Annotated in this window: 13 protein-coding genes; 5 read left to right on the forward strand and 8 right to left on the reverse strand. The window is 68.8% G+C overall.

Features of this window, described 5'->3' with window-relative positions:
- Positions 1 to 58 precede the first annotated feature (58 nt).
- From AC2EWF_RS09625 to AC2EWF_RS09635, 3 genes are read right to left on the reverse strand one after another with little or no spacing between them, the layout of a single operon-like run.
- The gene (locus tag AC2EWF_RS09625) at positions 59 to 2,320 is read right to left on the reverse strand and encodes a beta-glucosidase (RefSeq protein ID WP_483639164.1); all 2,262 of its coding nucleotides are present in this window, start codon (positions 2,318 to 2,320) and stop codon (positions 59 to 61) included.
- Entirely contained in the window at positions 2,296 to 3,747 is a 1,452-nt protein-coding gene (locus AC2EWF_RS09630) for a hypothetical protein (protein ID WP_483639165.1), read from the reverse strand. Before AC2EWF_RS09630 ends, AC2EWF_RS09625 begins: the two co-directional genes overlap by 25 nt.
- 50 nt (positions 3,748 to 3,797) lie before the next feature.
- Positions 3,798 to 7,043 (reverse strand): TonB-dependent receptor, encoded by a 3,246-nt coding sequence (locus AC2EWF_RS09635; protein ID WP_483639166.1) that lies wholly within the window; start codon positions 7,041 to 7,043, stop codon positions 3,798 to 3,800.
- A gap of 238 nt (positions 7,044 to 7,281) precedes the next feature.
- On the opposite strand from AC2EWF_RS09635, the gene AC2EWF_RS09640 reads away from it, so the two are divergent.
- Both AC2EWF_RS09640 and AC2EWF_RS09645 read left to right on the forward strand, forming a co-directional pair.
- Complete coding sequence (locus tag AC2EWF_RS09640) at positions 7,282 to 8,295, forward strand: LacI family DNA-binding transcriptional regulator (protein WP_483639167.1); 1,014 nt, start codon at positions 7,282 to 7,284, stop codon at positions 8,293 to 8,295.
- 65 nt (positions 8,296 to 8,360) lie between these two features.
- Positions 8,361 to 9,659 (forward strand): MFS transporter, encoded by a 1,299-nt coding sequence (locus AC2EWF_RS09645; protein WP_483639168.1) that lies wholly within the window; start codon positions 8,361 to 8,363, stop codon positions 9,657 to 9,659.
- Positions 9,660 to 9,809: 150 nt separating this feature from the next.
- On the opposite strand, the gene AC2EWF_RS09650 is transcribed toward AC2EWF_RS09645, so the two are convergent.
- Positions 9,810 to 10,493 (reverse strand): DsbA family oxidoreductase, encoded by a 684-nt coding sequence (locus tag AC2EWF_RS09650; RefSeq protein ID WP_483639169.1) that lies wholly within the window; start codon positions 10,491 to 10,493, stop codon positions 9,810 to 9,812.
- 106 nt (positions 10,494 to 10,599) lie between these two features.
- Positions 10,600 to 10,938, reverse strand: coding sequence for a dihydrofolate reductase family protein (locus AC2EWF_RS09655; RefSeq protein ID WP_483639793.1), 339 nt, complete (start codon positions 10,936 to 10,938; stop codon positions 10,600 to 10,602).
- Between the two features lie 248 nt (positions 10,939 to 11,186).
- Between AC2EWF_RS09655 and AC2EWF_RS09660 the strand changes: the two genes are divergently transcribed.
- A complete protein-coding gene (locus AC2EWF_RS09660; RefSeq protein WP_483639170.1) occupies positions 11,187 to 11,867 on the forward strand; it encodes a hypothetical protein in 681 nt (226 codons plus the stop codon).
- Positions 11,868 to 11,885: 18 nt separating this feature from the next.
- Here AC2EWF_RS09660 and AC2EWF_RS09665 read toward each other — a convergent pair whose 3' ends face one another.
- From AC2EWF_RS09665 to AC2EWF_RS09675, 3 genes are all read right to left on the reverse strand, one after another.
- Positions 11,886 to 12,161 carry a hypothetical protein gene (locus tag AC2EWF_RS09665; RefSeq protein WP_483639171.1) on the reverse strand — a complete coding sequence of 92 codons (276 nt, stop codon included), beginning with the start codon at positions 12,159 to 12,161 and terminating at the stop codon, positions 11,886 to 11,888.
- A gap of 155 nt (positions 12,162 to 12,316) precedes the next feature.
- Complete coding sequence (locus AC2EWF_RS09670; protein ID WP_483639172.1) at positions 12,317 to 12,583, reverse strand: hypothetical protein; 267 nt, start codon at positions 12,581 to 12,583, stop codon at positions 12,317 to 12,319.
- A gap of 188 nt (positions 12,584 to 12,771) precedes the next feature.
- Positions 12,772 to 13,152 (reverse strand): YidH family protein, encoded by a 381-nt coding sequence (locus AC2EWF_RS09675; protein ID WP_483639173.1) that lies wholly within the window; start codon positions 13,150 to 13,152, stop codon positions 12,772 to 12,774.
- A gap of 158 nt (positions 13,153 to 13,310) precedes the next feature.
- Between AC2EWF_RS09675 and AC2EWF_RS09680 the strand changes: the two genes are divergently transcribed.
- Both AC2EWF_RS09680 and AC2EWF_RS09685 read left to right on the forward strand, forming a co-directional pair.
- Positions 13,311 to 14,246: a GlxA family transcriptional regulator gene (locus AC2EWF_RS09680; RefSeq protein WP_483639174.1), complete on the forward strand. Its 936-nt coding sequence runs from the start codon at positions 13,311 to 13,313 to the stop codon at positions 14,244 to 14,246.
- A gap of 172 nt (positions 14,247 to 14,418) precedes the next feature.
- On the forward strand, positions 14,419 to 15,408 hold the full coding sequence (locus AC2EWF_RS09685; RefSeq protein WP_483639175.1) for a VOC family protein: 990 nt from the start codon (positions 14,419 to 14,421) through the stop codon (positions 15,406 to 15,408).
- Positions 15,409 to 15,454 lie beyond the last annotated feature (46 nt).

Below are 15,454 nucleotides of genomic sequence, written 5' to 3' on the forward strand. Positions count from 1 at the left end.
GGCTCCGGACGGGCGCCGCCCCGCTGCGGCAGGCCGCAGCAGGGCGGCGTGGTACGCATCACCGCGCCTCGTCGACCAGGCAGGGCTGCGCCACGCCGGCCGGCGAGGCATCCGCGGCCCAGGCGGCGGCCGGCAGCGCCAGCTTGCCTTCACCCTGGAAGGACGTCGCCGAGTGGCCCAGCTGCAGGCGGTAGTCGCCCGTCGGCTGCTGCCAGCGCTGGCCCTTGCCGTCGAAGTTCACCAGCAGGCGCGGGTCGGCGTTGACCGTGAGGTGCGCGGACTGGCCGGGCTTCAGGCTGATGCGGCACCAGCCGGCCAGACGGCGCACCTGGGCCGAACCGGGCAGGGTCACGTAGAGCTGCGGCACGTCCACGCCGGCGCGCGCGCCGCGGTTGGTCACGGTGAACGAGGCGGTGACCTTGCCGCTGGCCAGGTGCGGCGCGAAGCCGCTGTAGTCGAAGTGCGTGTAGGTGAGGCCGTAGCCGAACGGGAACAGCGGTTCGAGCCGCTTGCGCTGGTACCAGCGGTAACCCACGTCGGCGCCTTCGATGGTGTAGTCCACCTCCTGCGCCGGCTGTCCCTGCGGCGGCAGGCCGATGGCGGCGAGGCCGGCACCGGAGATGCCCGGGCGCGGCAGTTGCGATTCGTCGCGCGGCCAGCTCAGCGGCAGGCGGCCGGACGGATCGACGTCGCCGTACAACAGCCGCGCGATCGCCTCGCCGCCGCCCGCGCCGGGGTACCACGCTTCCAGCACGGCGCCGACCTTGTCCAGCCACGGCATGGCGACCGGACCGTTGTTCTCCAGCACGACGACGGTGTGCGGGTTGGCCCTGGCCACGGCTTCCACCAGCGCGTCCTGATTGCCCGGCAGGGCGAGGTGTGGCGCGTCGAAACTTTCCGCCGCCCATTGCTCGACGAATACCACCGCCACTTTTGATTGGGCGGCCAGTTTCGCGGCGGCGGCGATGTCCTGGCCGTCGGCGTAGCTCACCGTGCCGTGCGCGTGTTGCCGGATGGCGGCCAGCGGCGCGGACGGCTGGTAGATGCGCGGCCCCGGCCATTCCGTGGGCGGCAGGCCCGGCACCGCGTTGCCCTGTGGCGACTGCACCGCGGAGGAACCGCCGCCGGTGAGCACGCCCTTGTCGGCATGGCCGCCGATCACCGCTACGGACTGCGCGGCGGGCAAGGGTAGCAGCGCTTCCTGGTTGCGCAGCAGCACCGCGCCGGCTTCCTCGGCGCGCTGCGCCACCTTGCGGTCGGCGGCGAAATCGATGGTCGCCTGCTTCGCCGGATGATCCATCACGCCGGCCGCGAACAGGCTGCGCAGGATGCGCCGCGCCATGTCGTCGATGCGCGACTGCGGCACCGCGCCGGAGGCCACCGCGGCGCGCAGCGGCCGGTCGAAGTACACCTCCTTGTCGAAGGTTTCGCCGGCGGATTCCTGGTCCAGCCCGGCCAGCGCGGCTTTCGCGCCGCTGTGCACCGCGCCCCAGTCCGACATCACGAAGCCGGGGTAGTGCCAGTCGTGCTTCAGCACCTGGTTGAGCAGCCAGTCGTTCTCACACGCGTAGACGCTGTTGATGCGGTTGTACGAGCACATCACCGAACCGGGATGGCCGGTGGCGATGGCGATCTCGAAGGCGAGCAGGTCCGATTCGCGCGCGGCGGCGCGGTCGATGTTCGCGCTCAGCGTGGTGCGGTCGGTTTCCAGGTCGTTGAGCGCGTAGTGCTTGATGGTGGAGACGAGGTGCTGGCTCTGGATGCCGGCAATGGCGTTGCCGGCGATCACGCCGGCCAGCAACGGGTCTTCGCCCGCGTATTCGAAATTGCGGCCGTTGCGCGGGTCGCGCACCAGGTCCACGCCGCCGGCCAGCATCACGTTGAAGCCGCGGCGATGCGCCTCGCCGCCGATCATCGCGCCGCCGGCATAGGCGATTGCCGGATCGAAACTGGCTGCGGTGGCCAGGCCCGAGGGCAGGGCGGTGGCGCCGAGCTTGTGCGGCTTGGCCACGCCCAGGCCGGCGTCGCTCTCCTGCAGGGCCGGCAGGCCCAGCCGCGTGATCGCCGGGCCGTAGCCGGCGGAACCCAGCGCGCCGGGCGCCATGACGTGGCCGTTCTCGGTATCGCCGAAATCGACGCGGATTAGCCGGAACTTCTCGTCCTGCGTCATCGCCTTCAGCACCAGTCCGGCGCGCTGGTCGGGCGTGAGCGCGGGATTCATCCACGGGCGCGCCTCGCCGCTCGCGTTCGCGGTTGTCCCGCCCAGGGCGAGCAGGGCGATGCCGATCAAGGAAGCTATGCGGGTCTTGTGAAGTGCCATGACGTTCCCTTCGTTTTTGCGGAACAGGTTGGAAGCATGCTCATCGCAGGCGCGGGATGGCAAGCGCGACTGGGAGCCTGGGCGGCAGAAAGCATCCGGGCTTTTCGCCTCGAATTGTTTCTACCGTCCAAGCTCCTGGGCAGGTAGGGGTTGCGGTCTGACGCGGCGATCACGGCCCACGCCGTCGCGGCGAGGCATGGCCGGCGGTAGTACCAGGCATACAGCGCCACGATGCGCGGCTCGGGTGTGGCGTAGAGGAAGCCGCCCGGCGCGGCCTGTTGCGCGACCGAGGCGAGCAGCATGTCCGCCATGGCCTCGTCGCCGATCCGGCGCCAGGCGAGCGCGGCCTGCGCGGTGCCTTCGGTCCACATGCCGTCGCGGGCGTCGGTGAACGCGTAACCGCCCTTGACCGCATGCGCGCGTTCGACCCAGTCCAGCGCGCGCCGCCAGGTCGGCGGTGCGTCCGGCAGGAGCTGCGCCCAGAGCTGCACGTCGAGGGCGGACGGCGAGCGCAGCGGTGTCGCGCCGTCACTCTCGGTGCCCGCCCAGAAATGCCCGCTCACGGCATCCCATTGCATCGCCACGAAGTCGCGGGCGCGCCGCGCCTGTGCGCTCCAGTCGCCGCCCGGCGCGGAGATCCGCGCCAGCCATGCGAACATCGCGGCGAGGTCGATGTTGTGCTCGGTTGATTTCCACGACGCCTTGCGCGGCACCCGCAGGTAGGATTCGACGCCGCCGAGGAAGCCGGCCGCGCCGCGCGCGTCCGACGCGTGGGCGACGACCCAGCCGGCGAGGTGCACGGCGGCATCGCGCCAGCGCGTGTCGCCGGTGGCGTCGTGCAGCGCCAGCAACGCCAGCGCCGTCCAGGCGACGTTCCCGCACGAGCTGCCGTCCTGGTACGCGCCGGCATACTGCCGCGCGGCATCGATCCAGCGCTTCCGCTGCGTGTCGCGCCAGCCGTTCGGCCGGGGCATGTCACCTTCGACGACGCCGGCGCGGTACGCATCGCGCAGGCGCGTGTCGTGCATGGCCGCGCGCCGCAGCGCCTCGCCGATGCGTTCCGCCTGTGGCCGCCTGCCGCAGGTGAGCAGGGCGATGACGGCGAGCGCGTTGTCGTAGGTGAACGCCGCCGAATGCAACGGCGGCAGGGCGGGCGCGCCTTGTCCGCGCCCGCTGTCGTAGCTGCGCAGCAGGAGCGGGGCGTTGCCCGGCAGCGCGTCGACGCGGGCGGCGATGGCGTCGCAGCCTGCGCGTTCGAGCGCGGCAATCCCGGGCGCCGCCGCCGCCACCCTTGCCGTCGTTGCCGCCTGCGCCCGCGTTGCCGTGGATGTGGCGAGCAGCAGGCAGGCGAACAAGGCCGCCATTCCCGCCTTCGCGGGAATGGCGGCAACCGGGGAGTTCGCCGTGTTGCCTTGCCATCCCGCCATGGCACGTGGTCCGGCATGCGCCATGGCGGGAGCCTGTTGCACGGGCCCGGTCAGAAGTCCGCGCGCAGGCTGAGGTTGTAGCGGGTGTCGTCGCGGAAGAAGCCCTTGGGCACGGTGGTGCCGTTGGTGTCGATGATCTCGCGGCTCTTGAACGTTGAATTCAACAGGTTGGCCACCTGCAGCGCCACCTTGACGTGGTCGTTGAGCGCGTAGATCAGCGAACCGTCCAGCCGGCCCTGGGAGGCGGCCATGACCGGCAGGAACGGATAATCCGCCTCCTGGCCCGTGATGAGGAACTGCGAGCGCCAATTCCAGGCCAGGCGTGCCGACAGCGGGCCTTTTTCGTAATACGCGGTGAAGTTGAAGGTGTCGCGGGACAATTCGCTTGGCGGCAGCTTGAGCTGGTTGACGCACTGCGTGGCCGGCAGATAGGTGGCGGGGCAGTAGTTGACCTTGCCGAAGGCCAGTCCATGCGGCTTGATGTAGGTGTAGTTGGTCTGCACGCCGAAGCCGGACAGCCAACCAGGCAGGAAATCGAATTTCTGCTGGTAGGCCAGCTCCGCACCGCCCACGCTACCCTTCTGGTCGAGATTGGCCAGGCCCGCCGTGTACTGCTCCGGATAGGTCACGCCGTTGTTCGTCACCGTGGTGTTCACTACGTTGGTGATGTACTGGATGGTGTGGTTCAACTGCTTCCAGAACAGCATGCCGGTCAGCGAACCGGCGTTGCCGAAATACCACTCCTGGCTCAGGTCGAAATTGTGCGCCGTGATGGGCTTGAGGTAGGGGTTCGTGCCGTTGTAGCCGTTGCCCACCGTCGGCTCGGTGCTGCCATTGGTGCCGTAAGGCAACAGCCCGCTGATCGACTGGCCCGCCTCCAACTGGTTGAGCGCCGGCCGGAAGATCGACTCGGAGAAGGCGAAACGGGTGATGAGATCGTCCGTCCAGCCGATCGCCAGGTTGAAGCTGGGCAGCCAGTTGCCGTAGCCGTTGCTGGCCGTTATCCGGCTGTACCCGCCGTTGGCGAAGGTCACGTATTGCTGCTGCTGCGCCGGGGTGAGCGCACAGAACGTGCCCGGCGAGGCCGCTTGGGTGCCGTTCTTCGTTACGCCCTGGCAATACTGCGAGATGGTGGCGTTGCCGAGAGCCTGCTTCATGTCCGGCAGCAGCAGGTAGCCCGAGGCATCGTCCTGGGTATGCACGTAGCGCAGGCCGATGTTGCCGCTGATTTGCAGGCCGCTCAGGAAATCCATGTTGCCGTTGCTGAAGTTGAGGCGCAGATAGGTGGCGTTGGTCTTCTCTCCGTTGGAGGAGATTTCCTGCGGCAGGTAGTGCGTGCCCGGCACGAAGGTATAGCCGTACTGGTCGCGTTCGTAGTTGGTGTAGTAGGGGCTCCACCAGCTCCAGCCCGGGTTGATGGCCAGCGACTGCTGGTTGATCTGCTTCATCGCGGCGACGGATTGCCAGAATTGCGACTGCGGGTTCAGGTTGAAGAAGGGCGCGACCACACCGAAATCGCCGTTGCTGAAGGCGGGCAGGTTGACGTGGTACGGGGACGCATAGGCGGGTGTGTCTGCGGCCGTGACCGCCAGGCTATTGCCGCCAGCGTACGGCGTACTGATGTCCCAGAAGTAGCTGTACGGCGAGTAATACAGCGTTTCTTCCTGGTCGCTGTGCCGGAAGCCGAACTGGATGTTGTCCAGCGGCCCCTTGTCCACGTCGAAGCTGCCGTCCAGCCGGAAGGCGCGCTGGTTGCCCCAGGATTTTTCCTGGTGATCTTGTGCCGCTGACCAGTAGGTGTTGTTGGGGTTGGAGAAATACTGCGCCGTCGTTTCGTTGGGATCGGGCGACAACAGCCTGATCGTAGGCACGTTGTCGCCGTGCGTGGCGATGTACCAGTTCGCCTGGGTCATCTGGCGAATGTAGTAGTAGGAATCCGAGTAGTCGGAATGAGTGTCCTGCGCGTCCAGGCTCAGGTGCAGCCGATCATTGACGTTCCACTTCAGGTTGAAGGCGTAGTCGTTGGTCACATAGCGCCGCTTGAAGCCGGCGGTATCGAGCTGCGTCGGCACGCCGCCATAGGTGAGCGGCAGAAAGGTCGATGCAGCCGGGTCGCCCGAGATGATGCCGGACTGGAATACGCCGTTGGCGTCGTACGCCGGCGTGGTGCCCGCCAGCGGCACGGCACAGCCGGCCAGCGTCTGACCGTTGCAACCATCCGTCGATGCCTGAAGGGTGTGCTCGAAGGTGGCTTCGGAGTCCGATGCCCGATTCCATGTCAGCGCGGCCTGCCAAGTCTTGTCCGGGCTTTCCCATTGCAGGGCCAGTGCATGGCCGAAGCGCGTGCTTGTTTCGTCCTGGTGGCGAAGGTCACCCCCGACCGGCACATAGCGGTATTCGCCCGGCGCAAGGCCGGGAAAGGCGTCGGTTCTGCCGCCCGGCAGATCGCAGCCGTTGCAGCGCCGCTGGTAATCGACCACGGAGATCGCATTGTCGGTCTGGTCGATGCGGTCGTAGGCCACGTTGGCGAGGATGCCGAAGCGGCCGATGTCGGTGTTCCAGTTGTGGCTGAGCAGGCCGGCGATCTGCGGCGTGCCCTTCTTGGCCAGGTCGCCCCAGTAGTCGCCCAGGGTGATGGAGGCCTGGGTGTCCTTGGCGCTGTCGAAGGGCATGCGCGTGTTCAGGTCGATCGAGCCGGCGATGCCGCCTTCGATCATGTCCGCCGTCTGGTTCTTGCTCACCACCACCGAGCCGATCAGCTCGGGCGACACCGTGGCGAAGTTCAGCCCCTGGCCGCCGCCGGCGGAGAACACCTCGCGGCCGTTGAACAGCGTGCTGGTGTAGGGCAGGCCCTGCAGGCTGATGTCCGAACCCTGGATCGAGAAATGGTCCGGGTCGGCGGCGACGCCGAACGCGCTGACGGCCACGCCCGGCACGCGCTGGAGTGCCTCGGTCACCGACAGGTCGGGCAGCGAGCCGGCGTCCTGCGCCGAGATCGCGTCGACTACGGTGTCGGCGTAGCGCTTGATGTCCTGCGCGCGATTCAGGCTGGACGAGTAGCCGTTGACGGTCAGTCCGGTGAGCTGCTTCGCCTGCTTCTCGTCCGCCTTGGTGGACGCGCTCTTCTTCTTTGCCGCGGCCCCGGAATCTTTCCCGGCGGCCGGTGCGGCCTGGCCGGTTTCCTGTGGCGCGGGCTGCGCGGCCTGGGCATGCGACGGCCCGGCGGCGAACAACGTCATCGCGATCGCAAGGGGCAGCAGGCGCAGCTGGCCGGCCTTGCGCGCACGCGTATGCATGGATGGCTTCCTCACTTCGGTATCTCCCCAGTGTCGAGTGAACGCCCGGTCGACGCGACCCTTCTCCCCTGCGTCGCGGGCTCCTGCGCTGTCGCACGCTAGTCAAATGTACAAGCGCTGTCAATAGAAAATACCAGCGCTGGTATTTTCCGGAGGACGGGCGGCATCCGGATGGTTGCGCGTCTTCATGCTTGGGGTAGCATGGGGCGCTGCAAGCCACACGGGACCAGACCTGCACATGCCTGCGAGAATCGAAGACGTCGCTGCGCATGCCGGCGTGTCCACCAAGACGGTGTCCCGCGTGCTCAACGGCCACACGAGCGTGCGAGCGAAGCTGCGCACGCGGATCGAGGCCTCGATCCGCGCGCTCAATTACGTGCCGAACGCGTCGGCGCGCAGCCTGGCGGGGAACCGCTCGTATCTGGTCGCGCTGCTGTACGACAACCCGATGGCCGGTTCCAGCTACACCATGGAGCTGATCGTCGGCGTGCTGCAGGCGTGCAAGGGAACGCCGTACAACGCGGTGCTGCACCCCTTCGACGCGGCCGACGACCTCGCCGCGCGGATCGACGGCTTCGTGGCGACGCACCGGCCGGACGCGCTGGTGCTGGTGCCGCCGCATGCGAACAACGCCGAGTTGCTGCAGCGCCTCGACGAGCTGGAGATTCCCTACGCGACGATTTCCTCCAGGCTGCGCCAGTCGCGCATCGACGTCGGCTTCGACGAGCGCAGGGCGGCGGCCGAGATCGTCGAGCACCTGGTTTCGCTAGGGCACCGGCGGATAGCCCACATCGCCGGGCTGAAGGGGCACGGTGCACGCACCTGGCGGCTCGGCGGCTATCGCGACGCGTTGCGCAAGGCCGGCATCGCCTACGACGAGTCGCTCGTGGTGGACGGGGATTTCGCTTTCGCGTCGGGTGTCGCCGCCGCTCGGGCGCTGCTTGACCGGCGGCGCCCGCCCACCGCGATCTTCGCGGCGAACGACGACATGGCCTGCGGCGTGATGCGCGAAGCCTACGAACGCGGGCTGGCGATTCCTGGCGACCTCTCGGTATGCGGCTTCGACGGCACGCCGGTGTCGCAGCTGATCTCGCCCGGCCTGACGACGGTGCACCAGCCGTGCCGCGAACTCGGTTGCCTGGCCGTCCAGAGCGTGTTGCAGTGGATCCGCGACTCCGCCGTGCCGCAGCAGTCGCGCGTGCCATACCAGGTACACCTGCGCGCATCCACGGCCGCACCCCGGAAACCGTAGTATTCGCCCTGTGCCGGCGCCGGGTTCGCCGGGAGCGTGGCACGCGGAACCACGGGGCGGAGACGGTGATCGACGACAAGGCTGAGGCGGCGATGCGCGGGCTTCCCGTGCCGGCTGGCGCGCATGCGGGCGCAGCGCCGCAGCTGCGCCGCGCCGGCTGGCCGTTCATCGTGATCTACGGCTTGGCCTACATGAGCCTGTGGATGGCCTTGCTTCCGCCCATCCTGGTGGGCCTGGCGATGCGCGTGCGCGAGATCGCGCCGGCGCATGCGACCGGCAGCCTGTCGCTGGTGGTGGGCGCGGGCGCGTTGATTGCACTGTTCGGCAACCCGTTCTTCGGCCGCCTCTCGGACCGCACGACCTCGCGTTTCGGCATGCGCCGTCCGTGGCTGGTCGCCGGCGCCCTGGGCGGCGTGGCGGCGTTGGCGTTGACCGCGACGGCCGTGTCGGTTCCGCAGCTGCTGCTGGGCTGGTGCCTCACCCAACTCGCCTGCAACGCGCAATTGGCCGCGCTGGCGGCGATCCTCGCCGACCAGGTCCCGGCGCCGCAGCGCGGCACGGTGTCCGGCATCGTGAACATCAGCCTGCCGCTGGGCATGACGGGGGGCACCTTCCTGGTGGAAGCGCTCGCGGATTCGACGCCCGCCATGTTCCTGGTGCCGGCGGCGATTTCGCTGGCCGGGGCGCTCCTGCTGGCCTGGGTGCTGCCCGACCACCGGCTGGCCGTGGCACGGCGGCCACGCTACGGCTGGCGCGAGTTCCTGGGCAGTTTCTGGATCCATCCGCTGCGCTTCCCCGATTTCTCCTGGGCCTGGGGCAGCCGTTTCCTGCTCTATGCCGGGGTTTCGCTGTTGATGACCTACCAGGAGTTCTACCTGATCGGCCAGCTCGGTTGCGCGCCCGCCGAGGTGCCGCGCCGGATCTTCCTGTCCACCCTGGTGCAGTCGTGCGCGGTGGCGGTGGCCGGTGTCCTGGGCGGCGGCCTGTCCGATGCGCTGGGGCGGCGCAAGGTTTTCGTGTCCGGCGCGGCGCTGCTCTATGCACTGGCCTTGCTGGCCATCGCCTTCGTCGCCTCGTATCCCTGGTTCCTGACGGCGATGGCGCTTGCCGGCGTCGCGCAGGGCGTGTACCTGGCGGCGGATCTCGCGCTGGTGACCGACGTGCTGCCGGAGCGCGAGACCCATGCGGCCAGGAACCTGGGCATCTTCAACATCGCCAGCGTCCTGCCGCAGTCGCTGATGCCGGCGATCGCCCCGGGCATCCTGTCCGCGAGTGGTGGAAGCTATACGGTCCTGTTCGTCGTCGCGGCGATCCTGGTCGCGCTCGGCGCCTGGGCCATCCTGCCGGTGCGCGGAGTGCGCTGAGAATATTCCCTGCCGCTTTCCGGCCGCCGCTTGCGCGAGGTCCCCGTCGACGCACGGCGCCGGGTACCGTGGGCGACCGGCTTCGCCTCGATACGCCGCCGCTTGGCAGGTCGCTGCGGACCTTGCGGAAACACGACCTGCGGGTTCCTTTCAGCCAGGCACGCCGCCTGCGCCGACGACCTGCTCCGCAATCTCCCGCAGCGCGCGTTCGAACACTTCCGGCGGCTGTCCGCCGGAGATCAGATGCGTGCCGTTGACGATGGTGGCCGGCACGGAATGGATGCCGGCCTGCTGGAAACGCCGCTCCTGCGCGCGCACTTCGCCGGCGTATTCGCCGCTGTCCAGCACGCGGCGTGCTTCGCCGGCATCGAGGCCGGCATTCGTGGCGACGCGGACGAGTACCTCACGGTCGGAAACATTCTCGCCGTCGCTGAAGTACGCGCGCAGCAGCGCCTGCTTCAGCGCCAGTGCGCGTGCGCCGTCCTGCAATCCGGCCCAGTGCAGCAGCCGGTGCGCGTCGAAGGTGTTCCAGACGCGGCTGCCGCGCCCCACGTTGTAGGCGAAGCCGAGCGCCGCGGCACGCTCGCGTATCACCGCGCGGCTGGCATCCATCCGTGCCTCGTCGATGCCGTACTTGCGCATGATGTGTTCACCGGCATCCTCGCCTTCGGCCGCCATCCGGGGATTCAGTTCGAACGGCTGCAGGTGGATGTCCGCGCGCAGCTCGCCATCGAGCGCTGCCAGCGCCTGCTGCAGGCTGGCCAGCCCGACCGCGCACCACGGGCAGGCGACATCGGAAACGAAATCGATGCGGAGCGGGGCAGGGGCGGTCATGGGCGATCCTGGTCGGGTTCGGATACCCCCGAGATGGAGGCGCCGACGGGCATCTCAATCGCGCGGGCCACCGGCACCGGGTGGTCTTACTCGAACGATCCGCTCTTCACCACGGCCACGCGGACATGGCGGTTGACCAGCACGCCACTGGACGTGGCCTTGACGTTTCGAGCCGGAACGCCGAGGCCTGTACGCGGCCGTCGAACAGGTGCGTGCCCTGGCCGGGCAGGATCGGATGGACCAGCAGGCGCAGCTCGTCGACCAGGTCCGTGGCCAGCAATGGGTGCACCAGCTCGCAGCTGCCCTGGATGACGAGATCGGGGCCGCCGCCACGCTTGAGCCCGTGTACCGCGGCGACGATGTCCGGCCCCAGCGTGGGGCTGTGTTGCCAGTCCAGTGTGTCGGGGCGGTGGGTGGCGACGTGCTTGATGCTGCCGTCGAACAGGTTGGCAACGCCCCGGTGCGGCGCCCCGGCATCGACCGCGGTGGGGGTTCCGGGCCCTCGGGGTGCGTGCGGCCTGGCCGGATGTCGATTTTTTCCTGCGCCGTTCGTCGTTGGAGCGGTTCGCTCACGGGTGCGGTTGCCCGGGCGCGAGCCGGGTTCGGTCCGATGCGAGTCGGATCGTCATGATGCCTGCGCGATCCATTCGGGAGACAGAGATGAAGCGACATGTCGCCGGTCCGAAGATTTGCATGATGCTGGGCTTGTTCTTGACGATGGCGGTTGCGGGAAGTTCGCCAGCCAGGGACGTGCAACGCGCCTATCCGGGCATGGCGCCCCTGTCGCAATACCTCATGGCGGACCGCCCTGCGGAAATCGCGCTGGCACGCAGTGCGGCGCCCAAGTCCATTTCCGCGAAGGCCACCATCCTGGCGCTCGGGCCGCATGGCTATGTCACGGCGGTCAGGGGCAGCAACGGCTTCGTGTGCCTGGTCGACCGGTCGTGGACGGCGCAGTTCGATTTCCCGGAATTCTGGAATCCGAAGTTGCGCGGGCCCATGTGCCTCAACCCGCAGGCGGTGCGCTCGATCCTGCCGATCACCTTCAAGCGGACCGAACTGGCGCTCGCCGGAAAATCCAGGGAGCAGATCATGCAGGGCATGAAGGCCGCATTCGCCGCGAAACAGCTGCCGCCGCTGGAGCCTGGGGCGATGTGCTACATGATGTCGAAACAGGGCTACCTGAATGACGACGCGGGGCACTGGATGCCGCACCTGATGTTTTACCTCCCGCGCGGAGTGGATTGGGGAGCCGACCTGCCGGGCTCGCCGGTCATGCTGAATCCGCAGTTCCACGACGGGATGGTGCCGGTGCAGGTATTGATGATCACCTCCACGACGTGGTCCGACGGAACGCCCGCGCCGAAGAGCTAGACGAGCCCGAAAGCCGGGTCAGCGCATGGCGCGGCTCCACCAGTGCCGCGCCATGCCTGCGGCCACGCTCAGTATTCGCCGTAGCGCCCCTGCACCGATTGCAGCCAGGATGATCTGGTTCGCGCGCGCGGGCGCGCCGGTGCCGTCGATCACGCGCGCGTGCAGCAGCGCGACTGCGGGTGCGTCCAGGCGGACGTATCGCTGCACCGCTTTCCCCGGCGCCACGGCCTGCGGCAACACGATGGGCGTGAGATCCCGGGTCGCGGCGTGCGCCGCGCCCGCGCCGATCGACAAGGCTCGGCAACCGCTGTCGCAGATCACATGGTGGTTCCCCTCAGGCGCTGCCGGCGTGAGTGTGGGGTCCAGGGGCCGGCGCTACTGTAGCGCTGCGGGGCAAGGGCATCGGGCTGCGCCAGGCAGGGAGGGCAGCCGTGACGCAATGCAGTGGTTCAATGCGCCGTTGTGGCGTAAGCTGACGTGGCGTGCTCGTTCAGCACCGCCAGCATGTCGATGAACTCCCTGCCGCTGGCCAGCGGATGCAGCAGCAGGAAGCAGCAGCCCGAACTGCCCGCCGTACGGCGGGCCGCAACGGTGCAGATCTGCCCGTCCTGCCTGGATTGCAGGGGCGGCAAGGCATATCGGGTATCCCACAGCTGGCGCCGGATCAGGCCGTGCTCGGGCCCTCCGGCGATGATGCATTCAATGAACTGGTGCATGGCGGCGATCCGTGGCTTCCCGTCGGGAAGCTTGCGATAGAGGCAGCATCTCCCGCGCCAGAAGAAGGCATTCAAGTGTGGTGCGCATCACATATTGCGGGTCCGCTCGCCTGCCTTGGCGGCGCGGGCGGCAAGAGCGCCGTCGGTGCCGTCCATCCGGAACGCCTTGCTGCGGCGTCCGCCAGGCGTCACTGCAGGCTGGTGAGCTGGAATCCCACGTACAGCACCAGGAACAGCGCTAGCGCGACCAGCAGCACCGTCAGCACGCGTTCGAGCATGGTGCCGTGGTAGGCCGCGTCGGCCTGGGCCTGGATCATGCGGGCGTTGCGGTAAAAGCTGCGGGTGGCGAGCAGGATCAGCACCGCGCCGAGCAGGATCATGCCCAGGCCCAGCCATTCCGAGGCACGCATGTGCAGACCGCTGTTGAGTATCGCGCCGCGCGTCGTGTAGACGAGGAACACGTCGAAGCGCTCGATCAGGAAGCCGAAGCCCATCAGCGACACCGCAGTGCGGATCCAGGCGAGGTAGGTGCGTTCGTTGGCGGAGAGGTCGCTGAAGTGGGGGATCATGGAGGCGGCCGCGCGGAAGGTGGGGCCAGTCTAGCCCGCGTCTGCCGGATGTCGTTTCGCCGGGGCCTGCAGCCTGCCGCACGCAGCGCGCTCCGGCTTGACGCGCGGCTCGCGCGTACGCCACTTTCCCGCCACTGCACATGCGAGTGGCCGGCACCATGCGACGCGAGATCGCCATCGTCGTTTTCCCGGGATTCCAGCTGCTGGATGCCGCCGGTCCGGTCGCGGTGTTCGAGATGGCCGAGCGTTTCCGGCCGGACAGCTACGCGATCAAGGTGCTCGCCCCGGGCGGCGGCAGCGTGCGCAGTTCCTCGGGCGTTTGCCTGGCGGCCGCGCCGCTGGGGCAGGAGCGCTTCGACACGGTGATCGTCTCGGGCGGCAACCTGGCGCAGGTTGAGGAGAGCCAGCGGGACATCATGACGTGGCTGGGCGTCGACGCGTGGCGGCGGACGGCGGGCGTCTGCTCCGGCGCGTTCTTCCTCGCGGAAGCCGGCTTGCTGGACGGCCGGCGCGCCACCACCCACTGGGACGCGGCCGAACGCTTCCGGCTGCGCTACCCGAAGGTGCGGCTGGATGCCGACCGGATGTTCGTTCGGGACGGCGATCTGTGGACCTCGGCGGGCATTTCCGCAGGGATCGACCTGGCGCTGGCGCTGGTCGAGGACGACCTCGGCCCCGCCATCGCGCGCCGCGCCGCGCAGCAGCTGGTGGTGCACCAGCGGCGGCACGGCGGCCAATCGCAGTATTCCGCCCTGGTGGAGCGGGGCGGCCGCACCGGGCGCTTCGGCGAGCTGATCGGGTGGATGCGCGCGCGTCTCGCCGAACCGATGACGGTGGAGCGGCTGGCCGAGCGCGCGGCGATGAGCCCGCGCAACTTCGCCCGCGCCTTCGCGGCGGAGATCGGCGCGACACCGGCCAAGGTGGTCGAGGGCCTGCGCCTGGAGTCCGCGCGCATCGCGGTGGAGACCAGCCACCGCGGCCTGGAGCAGATCGCCGCATCGACGGGTTTTGGCGACGCCAGCCGTATGCGCCGCGCCTTCGTCCGCGCCTTCGGCATGTCGCCGCAGTCGCTGCGCCGGGGCGCGGGCGCCTGATCGCACCGGCTTGTCGCCGATCGATGCCGCTCCGCACAGGCGGGGCGCGCTGGCCGTTTTTGTCCGGATATTGTCCTTGCGGGCGACGGGCGATGCGCCGATAAAAGGGCGCCTCGACGCGCGTCCGCCGCTTGCCGAGGAAAACTCCCAAAACTTGCACGTGAGGATACGCATGCGCCTGATCCGCTACGTTTCGGCATGGTTGCTGTTGTGCGCGGGTATCGCGCAGGCCTCCACCCCGGAGCCGGTTCCCGCCGCACCCGCCACGCGGCTCGACCACATCCTGCTGTGGGGGCGCGGCATCGACCACGTCACGTCGGTCATGGCGGTGAAGCTGGGCTTCCAGGTGCGGCCGGGGCACGATCCTGGCGGCGTGGCCAATCGCTACATCCGCTTCGCCGACAGCAGCTTCATCGAGCTGCTCGGCATCACCCGCCCCGATCCCGCGTTCGATCCGGGCATGAAGGAAGACCAGCGGGCGCTGAAGGGTGGTCCGGGCTCGCGCAGCTTCGGCTTCCGTACCTCGTCGCTGGATACAATCCACCAGTCGCTACAGGCGCTGCACTACGCGGTCACGCCGTTCTTCTCCGGCCCCGACGGTGCCAAGCCGGGCTGGCGGCTGTTCGCGTTCGACCGTGCGCCGCTGTCGAGCAACACCTTTTTCATCGACTACGCGGACGGCTATGCGCCCGACCAGTTCGATCCCGCCAACGCCGACGACTACCGCGTGACGCGCGAGCATCCCAACGGCGCGCGCGAGCTGTCGTCGATCTGGCTGGTGTCTGCCAATGCCGATGCCGACCGCCGCCAGCTCGAGAAGATGGGCTACGGCCATGCCGTACCAGTCACGCTGCCTGCGCTCGGCGCGAAGGGCTATTGCGTTCCGGTCGGCCCGACCGCGCTGCTGGCGCTGCAGCCCGATGGCGCTGGCATCGCCGCGCAGACCATGGCGAACGGCGGCCCGCGCATCCTGGGCCTGAGTCTCGGCGTGGGCGACCTCGGGCGAGCGCAGCGCTGGGTGGAGCGCGGCTACGAGCGCAAGCTGGCGACTTATCGCGGCCTGTCCGGCGAATCCTTCCTCGCCCCGACGCGGGACGACCTCGGCCTGTCCATCGAATTCCACGCGATGCAGCCGGGCGAGTCCGCTTGTGCGGGCGCGTGATGCCGGACCGCGCGCACCGGGTTGGTCGTGGCGGAGTCGCGCGGTG

Source organism: Rhodanobacter sp. sgz306013 (assembly GCF_057031145.1).